Source organism: Microbacterium sp. KR10-403 (assembly GCF_040196215.1).
Classification (GTDB): domain Bacteria; phylum Actinomycetota; class Actinomycetes; order Actinomycetales; family Microbacteriaceae; genus Microbacterium.
On the sequence record NZ_JBEGDC010000001.1, the window covers coordinates 71388 to 89192 of the forward strand.

A 17805-nucleotide genomic window follows, 5' to 3' on the forward strand; every position below is an offset into this window, starting at 1 on the left:
GAGAGCGTGCGTCAGTGCGCGCTGCTGCGATCGGTACGAGGAGGGGTGTTCACGAGCGCACTCACCAGAGCGTGGATCTCACGCTCTGAGGTGCCCACCGGGCGGACCGCGTTCCGGTAGAGGACGATGCCCGCGATCGCGTCGAGCATCGTGTCGGCGTCGACTTCGGCCGGGAGGTCACCCCGTTCGACGGCTCGGGCGATGATCGCCCGGCCCAGGTCACGTCGCTTCTTGAGAAAGCCCGCTTCCCAGAGGTGTGACCGCACCTCTGGTGCGACCAGCGCAGAATACGAGGGGTACTCGTGTGCCCGCGTCCGGTCCTGGTTGCGGATGTTCCAGCCCGCGTGCTCGACGAGATCGTCGACGAGCGATCCGGTGTCAGGCAGTTCGCCGATCGCCGACACCCAGTCGAGCGCGGCGGCCGTGAGCTCCCCTTTGTCAGGCCAGCGACGGTAGATCGTGCTCTTGCCGCATCCCACCCGCGATGCGACCCGTTCGATGCGCAGGCCGTGGTAGCCACGCTCGAGGATCTCGTCGAGTGTCGCCTGGAGGATCGCGTCGGTCACCTCTTCATCACGGGGCCGACCCACACGGGTCTCGGTCTCCGCCTCGTCGCGATCTGCCATGCGAAGACGATAAAGGAAGATTGGGATATTACGAAACGCACCGGATCGATTCGTAACATGCTTGTTACAAAACCACTTCTGCATGAGCACTCAGGACGGCGCCGTCAGGTCGACGGCGCACCGCCCAGGGCCGCATCGCGCACGCCCCGGCGACGGGCGCCGATTGACAGCATCCACCCCGCTCGACGACGCTGAGAGGGGATGCCGGAGCCGAAGGAGACTCATGAACATCACGGGTGCCGTCCTCGAGGAGATCGGGCGCGAGCGCCCGTTCGCACAGTCGCGACCGATCACCATCAGCGAGCTCGAGCTCGATCCGCCGCAGCCGGGCGAGCTGCTCGTGCGCATCGAGGCGGCGGGCGTGTGCCACTCCGACCTGTCGGTGGTCGACGGCAATCGGCCGCGACCGGTGCCGATGCTGCTCGGTCATGAGGCGGCGGGCACGATCGAGCAGACGGGCGGAGACATCCCCGGCTTCGCGGTGGGCGACCGGGTCGTGATGTCGTTCCTGCCGCGCTGCGGGCAGTGCGCGGCGTGCGGCACCGACGGGCGGCTTCCGTGCGAGGTCGGCACGCGCGCGAACAATGCCGGCGTGCTGATGGCCGGCGGATCGCGCCTGCGCCGCGACGGCCAGGCCGTGCACCACCACCTGGGCGTCTCGGGCTTCGCGACGCACGCCGTGGTCGACCACCGCTCGGCCGTCGCGGTGGGGCGGGATGTCGCCCCCGACGTCGCCGCCGTGCTCGGCTGCGCGGTGCTCACCGGCGGGGGCGCGGTCATCAACGCCGGCGACGTGCAGCCGGGACAGGACGTCATCGTCGTCGGGCTCGGCGGCGTCGGCATGGCCTCGCTCATCACCGCGGTCTCGCTCGGCCACGGCCGCGTGATCGGCGTCGATGCCCTGCAGGCCAAGCTCGATCGCGCCCGCGAGCTCGGCGCCGACGACGCCCTCACCCCCGGCGATGCCACCGCCGGCGGCATCCGCGCCCCGCTCGTCATCGAGGCGGCGGGGCATCCGCGTGCGTTCGAGACCGCGTTCGCGCTGACCGCCCCCGGCGGCCGTACGGTCACCGTCGGGCTGCCGGCGCCCACCGCGACGAGCACGATCACGCCGCTGACGATCACGGCCGAGGCCCGCTCGATCGTCGGCTCGTATCTGGGGTCGGCGGTGCCCTCCCGCGACATCCCCCGCTACGCGCAGCTGTGGCGCGAGGGGAGGCTGCCGGTGGAGGCACTCATCTCCGACCGCATAGCGCTCGACGACATCAACGCGGCGATGGACCGGCTCGCCGCCGGCGAGGCGGTGCGGCAGATCATCGCCTTCTGAGCGGTGGATGCTGCGGGCCGCGCCGTCCGCGCCGCGCGGTCGTGTGCCCCGCCGTGCCGCACGGCCGCGCTGTTCCTCAGTCGCCGCTGTCTTCCGCGGCGCCCACGAGCATCCCGATTCCGATCCCCAGCATCCAGGAGTCCTTGCTGATTGCGGTGCCCGCCTGACTCGGCCAGATGCTGTTCGGCTTGCGCAGCTCGGGCGTGCGCAGGTACATACCCACCAGCCCCGACGAGAACCCGGTCAGGACGGCGCCGGCCAGCCACGCCGGGACGAACGGCACCAGCAACAGCGACCCCACGCTGATTTCGGCGATCGCGAGCATGCGCACGAACTTCGGTGCGGGGATGTCGCGGAGCAGGGGAAACGCGCCCGCGGCCGCTCCGTGCAGGCCGTCTGCCTGTTCAGGCCCGGCCTTCAGCTTCGTGATGCCGGAGTGCAGGATGTACGCACCCGTGGCCAGTCTCGTCGAAACGTCGCGCAGTCGCATGTGTCCTCCTTGATCGAGCCCCCGTCGAGGGCTGCTGGTGGCACGATACGCCGGACCGCGCGAGTGCCGAACCCCCCTCGCGCGCGCTGTCGGGTCGAGGTCTTCCGGTGACGCTCCTGGGGATAAGGACACGTCCTTATCCCCAGGAGTATCGACGAAGAGCGCCGGTAGAAGCCGCTCCCCGCCACAAGAGCCAGGGGGAGCCGCTCGCATCTCGGCTCGGCGGTGCCATCGCGCGACATCCCGCGCTGGCCCGCTCACTCGGTCTCAATGAAGCTCTCGTCGGTGCCGCCGCCGTACCGCCGCTTGCTGAGCACACGGGAGAGCAGGATCGCGATCGCCAGGATCACGCCGTAGAAGATCTGCTGGATGTAGATCTGCGCGCCCAGCAGCTGGAACCCCGACACGCCGAACGCCAGGAAGTACACGGCGATGCCGGTGCCGATGGCGTTGAAGCGCCCGGGCTGGATCGTCGTCAGGCCGAGGAAGGCCGCCGCATACGCGGGCAGCAGCAGGATGTTGCCGTCGCCGGGACTCGCCGACGCCTGCGTGCCGACGAACAGCAGCCCCGAGATCGCCGCCATGAACCCGGCGATGATGAACCCGTAGGCCCGCGCGCGTGCGACGGGGAAGCCGCTGAGGCGTGCCACCTGCCGCGACTGGCCGACGAACAGTGCGCGCTGGCCGAACGGCGTGAACGTGAGCACGTACCAGACGATGAGCATGATGATGATGCCGATGTAGAACTCCCATGGGATGCCGAACAGGTCGTTGTAGAACACGATCTGCACGAGGTCGCTGGAGACCCCGGTGATCGTCTGCTCACCCGAGATCCATTCGATGAGTCCGACGAACACCGTGCCGGTGGCCAGGGTCAGGATGAACGAATTGGCGTTGAACCGGATGATGAGGAACGCGTTGATCGCGCCGCCGACCAGCCCGACGCCCAGGCCGATCAGACAGCACAGCCAGATGTTCACGCCGGCCTTGGTGTTCAGCACCGCGACGACCATCGACACGAGCCCCGACAGGCTGCCGACCGACAGGTCGATGTCGCCGTTGGTGAGCGGGATGAGCAGCGCGAGTGCCAGCACGAACAGCACCGCCTGCGAGCCGAGCACACTGGAGAAGTTCGCCGCGGTGAAGAAGCTCGGCGTGGCGATCGTGAACGCGATGATCAGCAGCACGAACGCGACCGGCAGCATCGCGCTCTCCAGGATGTTGCCCGACCGGCCGGCCAGCAGGCCGCGACGGTGCGACACGCGCGTGCGCTGCGTCGCGGTGGGCGTGCTCAGCTTCGGTGCGACGGCCATGGCCCTCACCCCTCTCGTCCGGGCGTCCGGGCCCCCGCCGCATACACGGCGGAGGTGATCCGGTCGCGGGTGATCGGCGGTGTGATCTGGTCGGCGATCACGCCGTCCGAGCAGATCAGCACCCGTTGCGCCACATCGGCGAGCTCGTCGAAGTCGGTGCTCACCCAGATGATCGCGATGCCGGTGGCGGCCAGCTGCCGCAGCATGCCGCCGAGCTCGGCGCGGGTGCCGACGTCGACGCCCTGGGTCGGCTCGTGCAGGACCAGCACCTGCGGCGGGTCCTCGAGCCACCGCGCCAGCACGACCCGCTGCTGGTTGCCGCCCGACAGCGACGAGACCAGCGCGCCCCCGTCGGGCGGGCGCACGCCGAACGCGAGTGCGCGCTCGTCGGCCGTGCGCCGCAGCGCGCGGCGGTCGAGAAAGCCCCACCGCACGTACTGCCCGAGCACGAGCGACAGCATGTTCTCGCCGACCGTCAGCGCCGGGGCGATGCCCTGCTGCTTGCGATCGGCGGGCACGAGGGCGAGCCCCGCGCGGCGGGCGGCGCGCGGGCTGAACCGTGCGAGGTCATGCACGGCGCCCGCGACGCGCAGGGTGCCGGTCGCTCCTGCGAGGGCGCCGAACAGCGCGTACGGCAGGTCTTCGGCGCCCGAGCCGAGCAGTCCCGCGATGCCGACGATCTCGCCGGCGTCGACCGTGAACACCGCGTCGCGCAGCTGGCCGCCGGCGACGCCCGTCGCCTCCAGCAGCGGGCCCGCACCGGGGCCGCGGGCCGCGGCATCCACCCCCTCCGTCGCCGCCTCGCGCACCGTCTCGACCGCGCGCGACGCCGCGCGCTCGATCGTCGCCGACGCGAGGTGACCCGAGATGAGCTCGACGAGGCGTTCGTCGCTCGTCTCGGCGACCGTGACGTCGCCGATCACGGCGCCGTCGCGCAGGATCACCGCACGGTCGGCGAGTTCGCGGATCGCCGGCAGGTCGTGCGAGACGAACAGCACGGCCGTGCCGCCGGCGGCGACCTGGCGCACGAGGTCGAAGAGGAAGACCTTCTCGTCTTCGGGCAGGAACACCGTCGGCTCGTCGAGCACGAGCACGCCGTGCGCGGCCTCGGCGCCCGCTTCTGCGGTCGTGCGCTCGCGGAACATCCGCAGGTCTTCGGCCGCCCGCACGATGGCCAGCAGCGCCTGCGCGGTCGGCCGCAGATCGCCGACCGTCGCCCGCGGGTCGAGGTCGACGTGGTACCGATCGAACACCTGCTGTGCGGCGCGGCGCTCGCGGGACCAGCCGATGGGGGTGAGGATGCCGCGGGCCCTGCCGACCCGCCGCCCGACGAACAGGTTCTCGACGACGCTCAGCCCGATGCCCAGGCCCAGGTCCTGGTAGACGAAGCTCAGCCCGTAGTCGCGGTAGTGGTCGTGCGGCACGGGCAGCGGCACCTCGTGCCCGGCCACCCGCAGGCTGCCGCCGGGCTCGGGCACATGGAACCCGGAGAGGATCTTGACCAGTGTCGACTTGCCCGACCCGTTCTCGCCGAGCAGGGCGAGCACCTCGCCCTGCTCGATGGTCAGGTCGACACCGGCCAGCGCCAGCTGCCCGCCGAACCTCTTGGCGAGATGCCGTGCCTGCAAGGCCGGCACCGAGGTGCCGGCATCCCCTCCCACAGGATCCATGTCGCCGTCAGAGCGTCGGAGCGTTCCAGAGCGTGCGGTAGGCGTTCTGATAGGTCTTGCCGCCGTATCCCTCCTCGTTGTAGCCGCCGCTCGACGTCAGGAACCCCTGCGCGTTCGACGGGACCCAGAAACGGTTGGGCACGAGCTCCTTCTCGGGCGTCGCCGCGGTCGAGCCCGACAGCAGCCGGATCGTCTGGTCCATCTCGGCGTAGGCGTCCCAGGCCACGCTCGGCCCGACGTCGGCCTGCAGAATGCCGTCGTCATGGCCGACCATCGTCTGGATCGTCGTGGCGCTCGCGCCCCACGCGTAGACCTTGACGTCGTCGCGCTTGGCCTGCTGCACGCCGGTGACCGCGAAGGTGGCCATGCCGTCGAAGGCGACGAACACGGCGTTGATCTTCGGGTCCGCGAGCAGCGCCGACGACACCTGGTTCGTCGTGTCGCTGGTCCAGTTCTGCACCGGGATGTCGATGGTCTTGTCGACCGTGCACACGTCGCCGCAGACGGTCTTGACCTCGTTCTTGACCGCGGCCGTCGCCGCCGGTCCCTGGATGACCGAGCTGCTGGTGACCATGAGCGCATGCAGCGGCTGGCCGTTCAGGGCCACCACCGCGGCATCCACACTCGTCTTCATGCCCTCGGCCGTCTCGACACCGGTCACCGCATCGAGACCCGTGTAGTCGTTCGTCTCGTTGTAGTTGCCGTCGATGATCTTGATGCCGGCCTTGGCCGCCGACGTCAGCTGCGGGCCGATGGCGCCCGGGATGATGCCGCAGAACATCGCGAGCACGTCCGCGTGCGCGGCGATCGCGTTCTTCACGCCGGTCGCCCATTGGTCGGGCGAGCCCGAGTTGCTGAACGTGATGACCTTGGCGCCGAACTCCTCACCGAGCTGCTTGTAGGCGGCGACCTGGTGGTTGCAGGTGTCTATCTCGTTGTTGATCGGGAAGGCGTAGATCGTCTTGCCCTTGATCGCCGAGACGTCGACGCTGTCGCCGGGAGCGCTGAACGTCGGCACGGCCTCGGCCGCCGTGACCTCGGTCTTGAGCTGGGCGAGCGTCGCCTGCGACACCTGCGTGCCGGCCGCGGTGCTGCCGCCGGACCCGCCGGACCCGCCGGAGCCTCCGCCCGAACTGCTGCATCCGGCCAGCGCCAGCGCGCACGCGAGTGCGGTGACGCCGACGACCATCCCCCGTTTGATCACGCGCCCTCGGGTGGCGCGCGTGTTCACTGCATGCATCTGATCCTCCGCCCAATCGATGATTGCGGGCACTTCTCAGAGGCACACTCTGCGCATTGTGCGCACGTAGCGGTCAGCCGACCTCGTTCGGGCTGTTCGGGAGACCAGCCCCAGCGGGACCATCCAATCGTCGCGTCGTTGCAACGCGTGCATGTGTCTTGTTCCGCATGCTAGAGATCGCATACCAGATCGTCAACAATCTTGGATGGGCTCGAATGATACTCACAAGTTGGAGGCGAGTGGATGCCGCGGGCTAGCGGCCGCTGATCCGGTCGGCGATCGTCGCGACGATGTTCGTCCGGTCGCCGTGCGCACGGTACTCCCGACGGTCCGCGAACCGGTAGGCGGCGTAGAGGGCGGTCGCCCCGAACCAGCGCAGCGGCTCGATCTCCCAGTTCCGCGCGCTCCGGCCGACCCACGGCAGCCGCGTCAGCGGTGTGTCCTCGCCGAGGATCAGGTCACGCAGCGTGCGGGCGGCGAGGTTGGTGCCGCTCAGCCCGTGCCCGGTGTATCCCCCGCCCCAGGCCACACCATCCTTCGGGTCGTAGTCGACAGCCGCGCACCAGTCGCGGGGCACACCGAGCACCCCAGTCCAGGTGTGCTCGAGGTCGACGCTCCCCAACGCAGGGAACAGCTCGAGCAGCCGCGCCCGGATCAGTTCGACGGCGAACTCTGCCGTCGAACCTTGCCGATCGAACCCGGAGCGGAAGTTGTAGGGCACGCCGCGCCCGCCGATGGCGATGCGGTCGTCGGCTGTCCTCTGCAGATAGCTGAAGCTGTGCGCCATGTCACCGAGGAGCTCTCCCCCGTTCCAGCCGACAGCATCCTGCTGCTCGGCGGTGAGCGGCCGGGTGATCACCATGCTGCTGTTCATCGGCAGCAACCGGCGCTGCAGACCCGGCTGGCTGAGCGTGTACCCCTCCAGCGCCCGCACGACGATGCGCGCACTCACGTCACCGTTCCCGGTGCGCACGCGATGCGGCTCGATCGCCGTTGCACGGGTCTGCTCGTAGATCGTCACGCCGAGGCGGGACACCGCGTCTGCGAGCCCGAACGTGTACTTCGCGGGGTGCACCCGTGCGCAGTGCGGCGTCGCATACCCGCCGAGCGCCCCGTCGACCGCGACGCGGTCGACGACGTCGCGAGCGGTCAAGGTGGAGACGTCGTCATCCGCCCACCCCTGCTCCTTCATCGCCCGAATATGCGCGTGGGCGCGGGCGAGCTGCGGACGAGAGGTCGCGACGTGGATGAGGCCGTTGTCGGCGACGCTCTCACCGAACCCCTCGCGGCGGGCGACGTCGACGGACTCGCGCACCGCCCCGAACATCTCCCTCTGGAGGGCGCGCGCCGACTCGACCCCGCGACTGGCGGCGTACCGGCGGAACTGGCCTGCCGGCTCGGCGCTCATCCATCCGCCGTTGCGCCCGGACGCCCCGAAACCCGCGAACTGCTCCTCGATCACAGCAATCGACCAGTCGGGCCGGGCTCGCTTGAGGTAGTACGCCGTCCACAGCCCGGTGAGTCCGGCCCCGACGATGGCGACGTCCGCCTCGATGCTCTCGGTCAGCGGTGGGCGGGGATCGGGGTAGCCGGCGTCACGCACCCAGAAGGAGACGCCGCCGTTGACGAAGGTGGCTTCGGTGGTGGTCATGGGGGCCCTCTCGTGAGCGCGCGGAACAGGATGCGGGGACGTCGGCCGTCTACCAGGCCTCGTCGTCGGCGTAGGGGAACCACCAGAAGTCCTGCTCCGAGACGACGGGATCGATCATGACGAGCTTGGTGTGACGGAAGGTGTCCAGGCCCTCTGCGCCGAGCTGCCGGCCGATTCCCGACAGCTTCCGGCCGCCGAACGGGCCGGCGTCGTTGTCGAGCAGCGGCGCATTGACCCAGACCATGCCGGTCACGAGCTCGCGCTGCGCACGATCGATCTCGCGAATGTCCGTCGAGTAGAGGGTCGCACCCAGACCGAACGAGGTGCCGTTCGCGAGTCGGAGTGCCTCGTCGAAGCTCGAGACCTTGTACACCGGCGCGACCGGCCCGAACACCTCCTGCTCGTAGAGGTCGAAGGCAGGGCTCATGCCGGCGATGACGGTCGGGCTGAAGAAGTGTCCTTCGGCGAGCTCCCCGGGCAGCGAGAGACGCGAACCTCCGGTGAGCACCTGCGCACCCTGCTCCACCGCACGGGCGAGCAGCCGCTCGACGCGTTCCCGTTCGCGCGCGTTCTCCATCGCGCCGACATCGACGCGATCCAGTCCGTGGCCCACGCGCAGCCGTTCGACGTTCTGCACCAGACCGGCGACGAACTCGTCATAGACGTCCTCGTGGACGAGGATCTTCTCGGCCGACGTGCACACCTGGCCGGCATTGAGGAACGCGGCGAAGGTCGCAGCGCGGGCGGCCACCTCGATCGGCGCGGAGGGCATGACGATGAACGCGTCGCTGCCCGACGCCTCGATCAGGAACGGCTTGAACATGTCGGCGCACGTGCGCGCCACGGCACGCCCGGTGGGGACACTGCCGGTGAAGGCGACCATGTGGGTGTCGGGGTGGGCGACCAGCTGCTTGGCGACATCCGCACCGCCGGGGAGGACCTGCACCAGCCCCTCCCCGAGCACCGAGAACAGCTCGCAGAACGCGAGCGTCGTCAGCGTCGCGTTCTCGGACGGCTTGACGATCACGGCGTTGCCCGCCGCGAGGGCCGCGGCCGCCGACCAGACCAGCAGAAGCAGGGGGAAGTTCGCGGGGAGCACGATAACGACGGTGCCCATCGGCTCCTTGATGGTGAAGTGCGTCTGCCCCGGTGTGGCAGTCCCGTGCACCGTCCCGATTGAGTGGCGACCCACCTCGGCGTAATAATCCACGGCAGAGGCCGACCAGCCCATCTCATCCGCGGATTCCTTGAACGGCTTCCCGGTCTCGAGCGTGAGCAACTCGGCGACCAGCCGCGTATCGTCACGGATCGCACGCGCCACCTCGTGCAGGAGCTCCGCCCGCGCGAGAGGGGTGACGCGGCTCCACGCGCGCTGAGCGATGGCCGCTGCGGCCACGGCGTCGTCGACCTGAGGCTCGGTCGGGTCCGTGAAGCTGCCGATCGGACGGGCTGTGGCGGGATCGCGCACGACCTCGCGCCGCTCGCCTGCTGCGGCGAGGAGTCCGTGCGCGCCGAGCAGCCGGTCGGAGACGCGTTCCAGCACCTGTTCCGCCTGCTCCGACGGTGCGAATGCCGTGCGTGTCGGGGATGTCGTGGTCACGGGGATCACTCCTTCTTCCTTCTCTTCTCTCGGCTGTGTGGGCCGCGGCGGGGCTGTGCTCTACTCGACCGGCCGGGCCACGGCATCCAGATCTCTGTCGGCGTCGGCGATCCGGGCGAACTCGGTGTCGAGATCGAGAGAGCGGCAGAAGAGCCAGTAGAGGATGCCGGCCACCGGGATTCCGACGAAGAACGCGATGTCGACACCTCCCAGGGCGACCGACACCGGCCCCTCGTAGAAGCCGAGGTTCATGAACGGGACCATGACTGCGAGCGTCATGACATAGGTGACGATCCCCCGCCAGTTCCAGAGCCCGTAGACGCCATCTCTCTTGAACATCTCGGAGATCGAGTAGCGGCCGCGACGCACGATGAAGAAGTCAGTGAGGTTGATCGCCGTCCATGGCGCCATGAAATAGCCGACCACGAACAGCACGGTGCTGAAGCTCGTGTTCAGAAAGTCCTCGGGGATGAGCGCTGCGGCGACGGTCCCGGTCAGGCCGATGAGGAGGATCGTGATCACGCGCAGACGACGGGTCGGCTTGACCGGACGGATGCTGTCGAGCGCCGTGATGAGGGTGAGCGATCCGCCATAGACGCACATCGCCATGAGACCCAGCAGCCCGAGTCCGCCGGCGATGAGCATGATCGCACCCAGGCCCGGGAACACATAGTCGCCGGTGACAGCGAGGCTCTTGATGATGCCTTCGGTCGGCAGCAGGGCCGCACACACCGCGCCCACCCCCATGAAGGCGAACAGCCCGAAGAACAGACCCAGCGACGTGAACGAGATGATCGCGCCCTTGTGGGTGTCGGCGGGCATGTACCGCGAATAGTCGGAGACGAAGAACGCCCAGGTGAGCTGATAACCGGTCGCAGCGACGACGACGATCGAGAACGACACCGGGTCGAAGGTCTGCGTGAGGTCGAAGAACTCGGCCGGGATGAATCCGCCCGACACGAGCCCCACGACGTACACCACGATCACGACGACCAGGACGATCGTGATCACTCGCTGGGCGACGTGCAGCCAGTGGTAGCCGAAGACGGCGAGCGCGATGGCCACCAGACAGACGACGACGGCCCACGCCGGCGCACTTCCCCCGGCCAGCTCGGCGCCCGTCGAGCCCAGCAGGTTGCCACCGAGCACGATGTATCCCCAGTACACGATGATCGCCATCGCCCAGATGATCAAGGCGCCGTATCGACCGAACTGCGGGCGCGTCTGCACCATCTGCGGCAGCCCGAGGTGAGGTCCCTGGGTGGCGTGCACCGATACGGGGATCGTGCCGAGGACGGTACCGAGTGCGAGCGCGAGAAGCGTCCAGCCGAGGTTGAGACCGAGGCTGATGCCGATGGCGCCCGTGGCGAGCGACAACAGCTGCGCGCTGCCGGCGAACCACACGGTCGCCTGGTCGAAGAGCTTGCCGCCGCGTTCGGCCGCGGGCACGTAGTCGATGGATCGGGTCTCGACGCGCGCCAGGACTCCTGTCTGCGTCGTGAGGGTGCTGTCGCTCATGACTCCACTTCCTTGTGTCGGGTGAGCACTGCGGATTGCTGTCCTCCCAGATTCGTGGACGACGTCGCATCACAGAACCGAATCTTGGTCTTAATCTCCTTCGATTTTCGTACTATCGTCCAGTTCATGACGACACCGCAGTCCGTGCTCACCGTGGACGACATCGTGTCGACGAAGAGCCTCGACGTCACCGTGCTCGCCGGCAGCTCGGGACTCGACCGCCCCGTGCTCTGGGCGCACAGCTGCGAACTGATCGACCCTGAGCAATGGCTCGGGCCGCAAGAACTGCTCATGACCGTGGGGCTGTGCGTCCCGGGTGACGCAAGCGCACAGGTCGACTTCATCCGCCGCCTTGACACCGCCGCTCTGGCCGGCCTCATGGTGGGCGACCACGAAGCACTGCCCGCACTGTCCGACGAGATGCTGCGAGAGGCAGATCGTCGCGGATTCCCCGTCCTACTCGCGGCCACGCATACGCCATACGCAGCGGTCGCCCGGCACGTTGCGGCGGCGAACACCTCGTCCCAGCTGCAGCAGGTGCTCACGTTGAGCAAGCTCTACCACCTGGCGGCGGAGGTCGATGACGACGCCCAGGCACTCATGGACGGACTCGTGAAGATCCTTGGGGCGGGCATCAGCGTCGAGGATCGGACGACCGGCCTGATCGTGCTCAGCGCAGACCACCCGGCGCGCGCCGAGACGCGGCCCGAACCGCGGAGGTATGTGCTGCGCGGAGCGGATACCGCCGATCTTGTGCTGTCGGAGTATCCGGGTGAAGAGCTCGACGCCCTTCTGCTCGTCCACCTCATCAAGATCCTTGAGGTCACCGTCGACAGAATCCTCGCGGCTGCACGTCGCCGTGCAGAACGGGGCGCACGCGCTTTGGCGTCGCTGCTCGACGGCACGAGACCAGCAGCACTGGACGAGCTGCTCGCACCGCACACCGCGAGCGAGGGCTTCCAGGTCGCCGCCTTCGCCTCGGCGGACGCTGACCGCGTGGCGCGCGCGGTGGCGCTGCGCGGGCTGCCGGTGCTTGTGGGACCCGGCCGCACGAGTTCTCTCGCACTACTCCCGGTCGAAGCCACACCGCAGGTCCGTGCCGTCGCCGAGCCCGGCGGAGTCCGCTTCGGCGTCTCATCGGTGTTCACGAGTTACGGCGACGTGCGGGCCGCCGCCGACGAGGCAGCTCGGGTGCTCAGTGCGTCTCGTCAGTCCGATCGTGCATGGACAGAGTTCGCCGGCACCACGATCTCGGTGCTCACCCGGTCGAACCGCGAGGCGGCTGACATCATCACCGGTGTGCTCGGCCCCCTCGCGGACGAGCGACCCTCCGCCGAGAAGCTCCGGGAGACGCTCTTCGCATACCTGCGTCACGACCGGCACTGGCAGGAGACGGCGGATGAACTCGGCATCCACCGTCAGACGCTCTCCTACCGTCTCAACCGCATCGAGGAAGAGACCGACATGAGCGTGACGCGCTCCTCGGATCTGTCCGCGTTCTGGATCGCGTACCAGGCCTGGGAGACTACGCGTGCCGGCGCATCGCCCGGCGTCGGATGAATGCTGCATGCATAATGCAGGCAGCGGCGCTAGAATAGCTGCATGAGCGTGACGATCACCGTGCGCAACGTGCCCGACGGCGTCCGCGACGAGCTCGCCGCGCGCGCCGCACGTTCCGGCAGGTCGCTGCAGGAGTATCTGAGTCTTGAGCTCACGCGCCTCGCGACCACGCCGAGGGCGGCTGAGGCCATCGCACGGGCACGACTCAACGCCCTCTCCTACCCCGAGGTCTCGATGGACGAGATCGTCGAGACCGTGCATGCCGCACGACGGTGATCCTCTCGCCGACGAGGTGGTCGTCGTGGATGCGTCCGTCGTCATCGCACTCGTCGCCTCGCGGTCGGATGCCGCTGCCCGCCTCGCCGCGAGGCTCGAATCGGCCTCGTTGCACGCTCCGGTATTGCTGCCGGTGGAGGTCGACAGCGGCATCCGCGGCCTGGTTCTCGGGCGTCGACTCTCTGCTGAGCAAGGCACGGCGGCACGTGCCGCCGCACATGCATTGCCGATCGACCTGTGGCCGTGGGAACTGCTCACCGACCGCGCCTGGGAACTGCGCGAGAACCTATCGAGCTATGACGCCGGGTACGTCGCACTGGCCGAGCGCCTCAACGTTCCTCTGCTCACGGGCGATGCGCGCATCGCCCGTGCCGCAGGCGCGCGGTGCACGGTCGAGGTGTTCCGCTGACGCTCCCGCGACTCCCCCGCTGACGCTCCCGCGACTCCCCCGCTGACGCTCCCGCGACTCCCCCGCTGACGCTCCTGGGGATAAGGACGCGTCCTTATCCCCAGGAGGGTCCGACGATCACGCGCGGGTCAGGCCACGCGACATCCCCCGACGCTGATCGGCGAGCGAACCGTCCGCGTCACAGCCCGGCGCTGAGCCGCTCCACCGCCTCGACCACGAGGTCGGCGAAGCGGCCGTGGTCGAGCTGCAGCGCGACATCCACTCGATACTCACTGCCCGTGCCGTGGTGCATCGCCGGCACGTCCACGAAGTCGACGACGGTCATGCCGCGGGTCCAGGTGCCGCGAAGCTCGACGTGCACGTCGGCCTTCGCCGTGTTGAAGACGGCCGGGTCGATCACCGCCGCCACACAGCACGCGTCGTGGATGGGAGGATGAACGAACCCGAACACCTCGCGGTAGGTCGATCCGAAGAACTCCCACACATCGAGCACGAACCGGCTCACCGGTCCGTCGATCGCGCGCACGCGCTCGTTCAGCTCATCGGTCGCGAGAGCCTGATGCGTCAGGTCGAGGCCGACCATGGTGACGTCCCATTCTCCGCGGAACACGTCTTCGGCGGCCTCCGGATCGACCGCGATGTTGAACTCGGCGGCCGGCGTCGTGTTGCCGCGCGTGTACGCGCCGCCCATCACGACGACGCGCTTGATCCGGTCGATGATCTCGGGATGCACCCGCATCGCCAGAGCGACGTTGGTGAGCGGTCCGGTCGCGACGAGCGTGATCGTGCCCGGCGCGTGGGCCATGACCGTGTCGGCGATGAGGTCGACAGCATGCCGCTCGTCGACGTCGAACGCCGCCGGCGGCAGTACGGGTCCGTCGAGCCCGGAGTCGCCGTGGATGTCCTCCGCCACCCGCTGCGGCTCGACGAGCGGCCGGTCAGCACCGCGCGCGACCGGCACCCGGATGCCCGCGACCGCGCACACGGCGAGCGCGTTGCGCGTGACCTTCTCGAGCGTCTGATTGCCGGCGACCGTCGTGATCGCGAGCAGCTCGACCGCGGGACTGCCCGCCGCCAGCAGGATCGCTATCGCGTCGTCATGCCCCGGATCGCAGTCGAGGATGATCTTCTCCATCGCCCGATTCTCGCGCACCCGCGCTCCGCGCGGCATCTCCAGTGTGTATTCGGAGAGGCTGCGCCCGCACGCGAGACCACCCTCTCAGCGCCGAGACCACCCCGCCCCCTACCGCCGCACCCGCGAACGCCGCTGCGCGGCGCGGGCCGAGCGGTCGAGGCCGAAACTCAGGCGCGCGATGTATCCGCCGATGGCGGTGCCGGCGGCAAGGCCCAGCCCGGTCGCCGCGGCCGACAGCAGCGCGGGCACGGCCGCTGACGGGTCGAAGTCGTCGCCGATCAGCGCATACAGGCCCTGGTAGAAGGCAAGACCGGGGATGAGCCCGATGATCCCCGCCATGGCCATCGCGGCCTCCGGTACCTTGACCCACCGGTAGGCGAGATAGGCGATCACCCCCGCGACCGCTCCGGCGATGCCGGCGGCAAGCCCCGGCTGCGGCATCAGCGGACGCAGCAGAAAGTACACCGCGAACACGATCACCGCCGCCGCGGCCATGAGCGGCGCGAGCCCGAACCGCACATAGGAGGTGAGGGCGAAGCCGATGCCGACGAGCGCGACCCCCAGCATCCCGGCCCACAATCCGCGGCCCGTGCCGAGCGATGTTCCGACGGACGCCGGAACCCCCAGGCGGAAGGCGACCCCGATCGTCACCCAGATGCCGATCGCGAGTCCGAGGGTGAGCATGACGACTTCCATGGCGCGCGCCGACGCGGTCAGATAATACCCGTCGACGGCGTCGCGCGCAGCGGTGGTCAGGCCGATGCCCGACAGCAGCATGATGATCCCCGAGATGACGATCACGGTCGGATGGTTCGTGCCCGGCAGCTCGACGCCCAGCGATCGCAGCCAGTACATGAACACGGCGATCGCGGTGATCGCCGCCGCGCACGCGATCTGCGAGAAGAAGACGGCGATCCCCCATTTGGCCAGGCGCCGTCCGATCAGATCCGCGACGACGGCGGATGCCGCGGCCACCAGCGCCAGCACGATGCTGGCGTTGAACATGACGACGACTCCGCCGGCGAGCACCGCCATGCCGAGCGTCACGACCCAGCGCCGGTAGGGATGCGGCTGGTTCAGGATCGTGCTCAGCCGCTCACGCGCGTCATCGACGTCGACGGCGCCGCCGCTCGTGACGATCTCGTCGATGAGCAGGTACACCGCCTGCAGCCGGGTGTAGTCGATCGTCCGGACCTTGACGACGCGCATGATCGAGATCGGATCCTCGTCCATCCCGCGGTGCACCGAGATCGTGATCGACGTGAACGCGATGTCGACGTGCACGTTGCGCAGCCCGTAGATGCCGCTGATGCGCAGCACGGTGGCCACGACGTCGGCGGTGGTCGCACCGGTCGCGAGCATCGCCTCGCCGCTGCGCAGGCACAGGTCGATGACCGCCCGCGCGTGCCGCTGCGAGAGCGCGTCGGCGCTCCACGGGATCGAGACGCGCTGCGTGGGCGGAAACGCCGTCCGCACGATCTCGCCGGTGAACGCGCGCATGCGCGCCGCCCACCAGGTGCGCAGCCGGCCGGCCGGTTCGGTCTCGCGCGTCACGGTTCCAGCCTAGGCGCGCGGTGTTCTGCGGCAAGGGCGGAAACGACGAGTGGATGCCGCGGCCCGTGGCTTCCGCCCGGCTGGGTACCCCGCGTCCGAAATTCTGCGGCACCCGAGGAGTCTCGATTCCCTCACCAGTTGATAAGCGGTGCGTATCAAGAGGTGAGCGCAGCGAAAGACACCGCGGAGCCCGAAATTTCCGTGTTCGGAGTCTCCGGGTCCGAAATTTCCGGCCCCGGAGCGCCTCTCGATTCGTTCACCACTTGATGTTCCTGAGACATCAACTGGTGAGCGAATCACGAAACCCCTCCCGCGCGGAATTTTCGCCCCGTCACGCGCGCCGGTGGTTCCCGCTCGTTGAGCGAGCGAAGGGCGTCGATACGCCGCCGCCCGAGCACTCGCTGCCTACCGCTGACGGCCGCCCTGCCAGACTGGCCCCATGCCCCTGACCTCCGCACAGCTCGACCGCGCCGTCGGCGCGGTGCTCGCCTCGGCCGCCGGCGACGCGCTCGGCTCGCAGTACGAGTTCGGTCCGTCGCTGCCCGACAGCATGACTCCCGAGTTCGGCGTCGGCCACTTCGGACACGACGTCGGCGAGTGGACCGACGACACGAGCATGGCGATCCCGATCCTGAAGGTCCTGGCCGACGGACGCGCGCTCGACGACCCCGACTCCCTCGCCGAGATCGTGCAGGCGTGGCGGGTCTGGGCGCAGACGTCGAAGGATGTCGGCATCCAGACCCGCGGCATCCTCTCGTCGCTGTCGTCGACGGCGAGCGCGGACGACGCCACCGCCGCCGCCCGGCGGTCGCACGACGCGACCGGGCGCAGCGGCGGCAACGGATCGCTCATGCGCACCGGCCCGGTCGCGCTCGGCTACCTGGATCGCACGCGCGCCGAGCTCGCCGATGCGGCGGGCCGCGTCGCGCAGCTGACCCACTGGGAGGATGACAACGTCATGGCGTGCGCGCTGTGGTGCGTGGCGATCCGTCACGCGATCCTCACCGGCGAGCTCGACATGCGCGCGGCCCTCAGGTCGTTGAGCGAGCGGTCGTTGAGCGCCCCGCGAAGCGGCGAGTCGAAACGCCCCGACCCGCTCACGCCCGAGGCCCTGACCCGCTGGGGCCAGCACATCGACGAAGCGCTGGCGCCCGGCATCCACCCCCGCGCGTTCAGCGAGCAGAACGGGTGGGTCGTCCGGGCTTTTCAGGGGGCGCTGGCCGCCGTCGCCGGGGCGACGTCGCTGGTGGATGCCGTGCAGCGCGCCGTCCGCGGAGGCAACGACACCGACACCGTGGCGGCGATCGCCGGTTCACTCGCCGGCGCCGTCTACGGCGCGACCGCCATCCCTGCGGACTGGCGGGCGCAGCTGCACGGCTGGCCGGGGATCGACGCCGACGAGCTCGAGCGGCTCGCCCGCCGGGCGGTGGCGTAGC

Annotated in this window: 15 protein-coding genes; 5 read left to right on the top strand and 10 right to left on the bottom strand. The window is 69.3% G+C overall.

Annotated elements, in window-relative coordinates; all coding sequences use genetic code 11:
- Positions 1–11: 11 nt before the first annotated feature.
- Positions 12–626, bottom strand: a complete 615-nt coding sequence (locus tag ABMQ42_RS00375) for a TetR/AcrR family transcriptional regulator (protein WP_349720589.1) — start codon at positions 624–626, stop codon at positions 12–14.
- Between the two features lie 223 nt (positions 627–849).
- On the opposite strand from ABMQ42_RS00375, the gene ABMQ42_RS00380 reads away from it, so the two are divergent.
- Positions 850–1953, top strand: a complete 1104-nt coding sequence (locus ABMQ42_RS00380; protein WP_349720590.1) for an alcohol dehydrogenase catalytic domain-containing protein — start codon at positions 850–852, stop codon at positions 1951–1953.
- Positions 1954–2029: 76 nt separating this feature from the next.
- On the opposite strand, the gene ABMQ42_RS00385 is transcribed toward ABMQ42_RS00380, so the two are convergent.
- The 7 genes from ABMQ42_RS00385 to ABMQ42_RS00415 all read right to left on the bottom strand — a co-directional run bounded on the left by ABMQ42_RS00385 (position 2030) and on the right by ABMQ42_RS00415 (position 11435).
- A complete protein-coding gene (locus ABMQ42_RS00385) occupies positions 2030–2443 on the bottom strand; it encodes a hypothetical protein (RefSeq protein WP_349720591.1) in 414 nt (137 codons plus the stop codon).
- Positions 2444–2700: 257 nt separating this feature from the next.
- On the bottom strand, positions 2701–3756 hold the full coding sequence (locus ABMQ42_RS00390) for an ABC transporter permease (protein ID WP_349720592.1): 1056 nt from the start codon (positions 3754–3756) through the stop codon (positions 2701–2703).
- A gap of 5 nt (positions 3757–3761) precedes the next feature.
- A complete protein-coding gene (locus ABMQ42_RS00395; protein WP_349720593.1) occupies positions 3762–5426 on the bottom strand; it encodes a sugar ABC transporter ATP-binding protein in 1665 nt (554 codons plus the stop codon).
- Between the two features lie 7 nt (positions 5427–5433).
- Positions 5434–6666, bottom strand: a complete 1233-nt coding sequence (locus tag ABMQ42_RS00400; protein ID WP_349720594.1) for a sugar ABC transporter substrate-binding protein — start codon at positions 6664–6666, stop codon at positions 5434–5436.
- A 253-nt stretch (positions 6667–6919) separates the two neighbouring features.
- Complete coding sequence (locus ABMQ42_RS00405) at positions 6920–8317, bottom strand: NAD(P)/FAD-dependent oxidoreductase (RefSeq protein WP_349720595.1); 1398 nt, start codon at positions 8315–8317, stop codon at positions 6920–6922.
- A gap of 49 nt (positions 8318–8366) precedes the next feature.
- Entirely contained in the window at positions 8367–9917 is a 1551-nt protein-coding gene (locus ABMQ42_RS00410; protein ID WP_349720596.1) for an aldehyde dehydrogenase family protein, read from the bottom strand.
- Positions 9918–9977: 60 nt separating this feature from the next.
- Positions 9978–11435 (bottom strand): purine-cytosine permease family protein, encoded by a 1458-nt coding sequence (locus ABMQ42_RS00415; RefSeq protein WP_349720597.1) that lies wholly within the window; start codon positions 11433–11435, stop codon positions 9978–9980.
- A gap of 126 nt (positions 11436–11561) precedes the next feature.
- Here ABMQ42_RS00415 and ABMQ42_RS00420 point away from each other — a divergent pair, with 126 nt between their 5' ends.
- The 3 genes from ABMQ42_RS00420 to ABMQ42_RS00430 are packed head-to-tail and all read left to right on the top strand — an operon-like array spanning position 11562 to position 13680.
- The gene (locus tag ABMQ42_RS00420) at positions 11562–12995 is read left to right on the top strand and encodes a PucR family transcriptional regulator (RefSeq protein WP_349720599.1); all 1434 of its coding nucleotides are present in this window, start codon (positions 11562–11564) and stop codon (positions 12993–12995) included.
- Between the two features lie 42 nt (positions 12996–13037).
- Positions 13038–13271, top strand: a complete 234-nt coding sequence (locus ABMQ42_RS00425; RefSeq protein ID WP_349720600.1) for a FitA-like ribbon-helix-helix domain-containing protein — start codon at positions 13038–13040, stop codon at positions 13269–13271.
- Entirely contained in the window at positions 13255–13680 is a 426-nt protein-coding gene (locus tag ABMQ42_RS00430) for a type II toxin-antitoxin system VapC family toxin (protein ID WP_349720602.1), read from the top strand. The genes ABMQ42_RS00425 and ABMQ42_RS00430 overlap by 17 nt, the downstream gene beginning before the upstream one ends.
- A gap of 178 nt (positions 13681–13858) precedes the next feature.
- On the opposite strand, the gene ABMQ42_RS00435 is transcribed toward ABMQ42_RS00430, so the two are convergent.
- Both ABMQ42_RS00435 and ABMQ42_RS00440 read right to left on the bottom strand, forming a co-directional pair.
- Positions 13859–14815 carry a nucleoside hydrolase gene (locus tag ABMQ42_RS00435; RefSeq protein ID WP_349720603.1) on the bottom strand — a complete coding sequence of 319 codons (957 nt, stop codon included), beginning with the start codon at positions 14813–14815 and terminating at the stop codon, positions 13859–13861.
- Positions 14816–14923: 108 nt separating this feature from the next.
- Entirely contained in the window at positions 14924–16369 is a 1446-nt protein-coding gene (locus ABMQ42_RS00440) for a threonine/serine exporter family protein (protein WP_349720604.1), read from the bottom strand.
- 439 nt (positions 16370–16808) lie between these two features.
- On the opposite strand from ABMQ42_RS00440, the gene ABMQ42_RS00445 reads away from it, so the two are divergent.
- Entirely contained in the window at positions 16809–17804 is a 996-nt protein-coding gene (locus tag ABMQ42_RS00445) for an ADP-ribosylglycohydrolase family protein (protein WP_349720606.1), read from the top strand.
- The last annotated feature ends 1 nt before the right edge of the window (position 17805 follow it).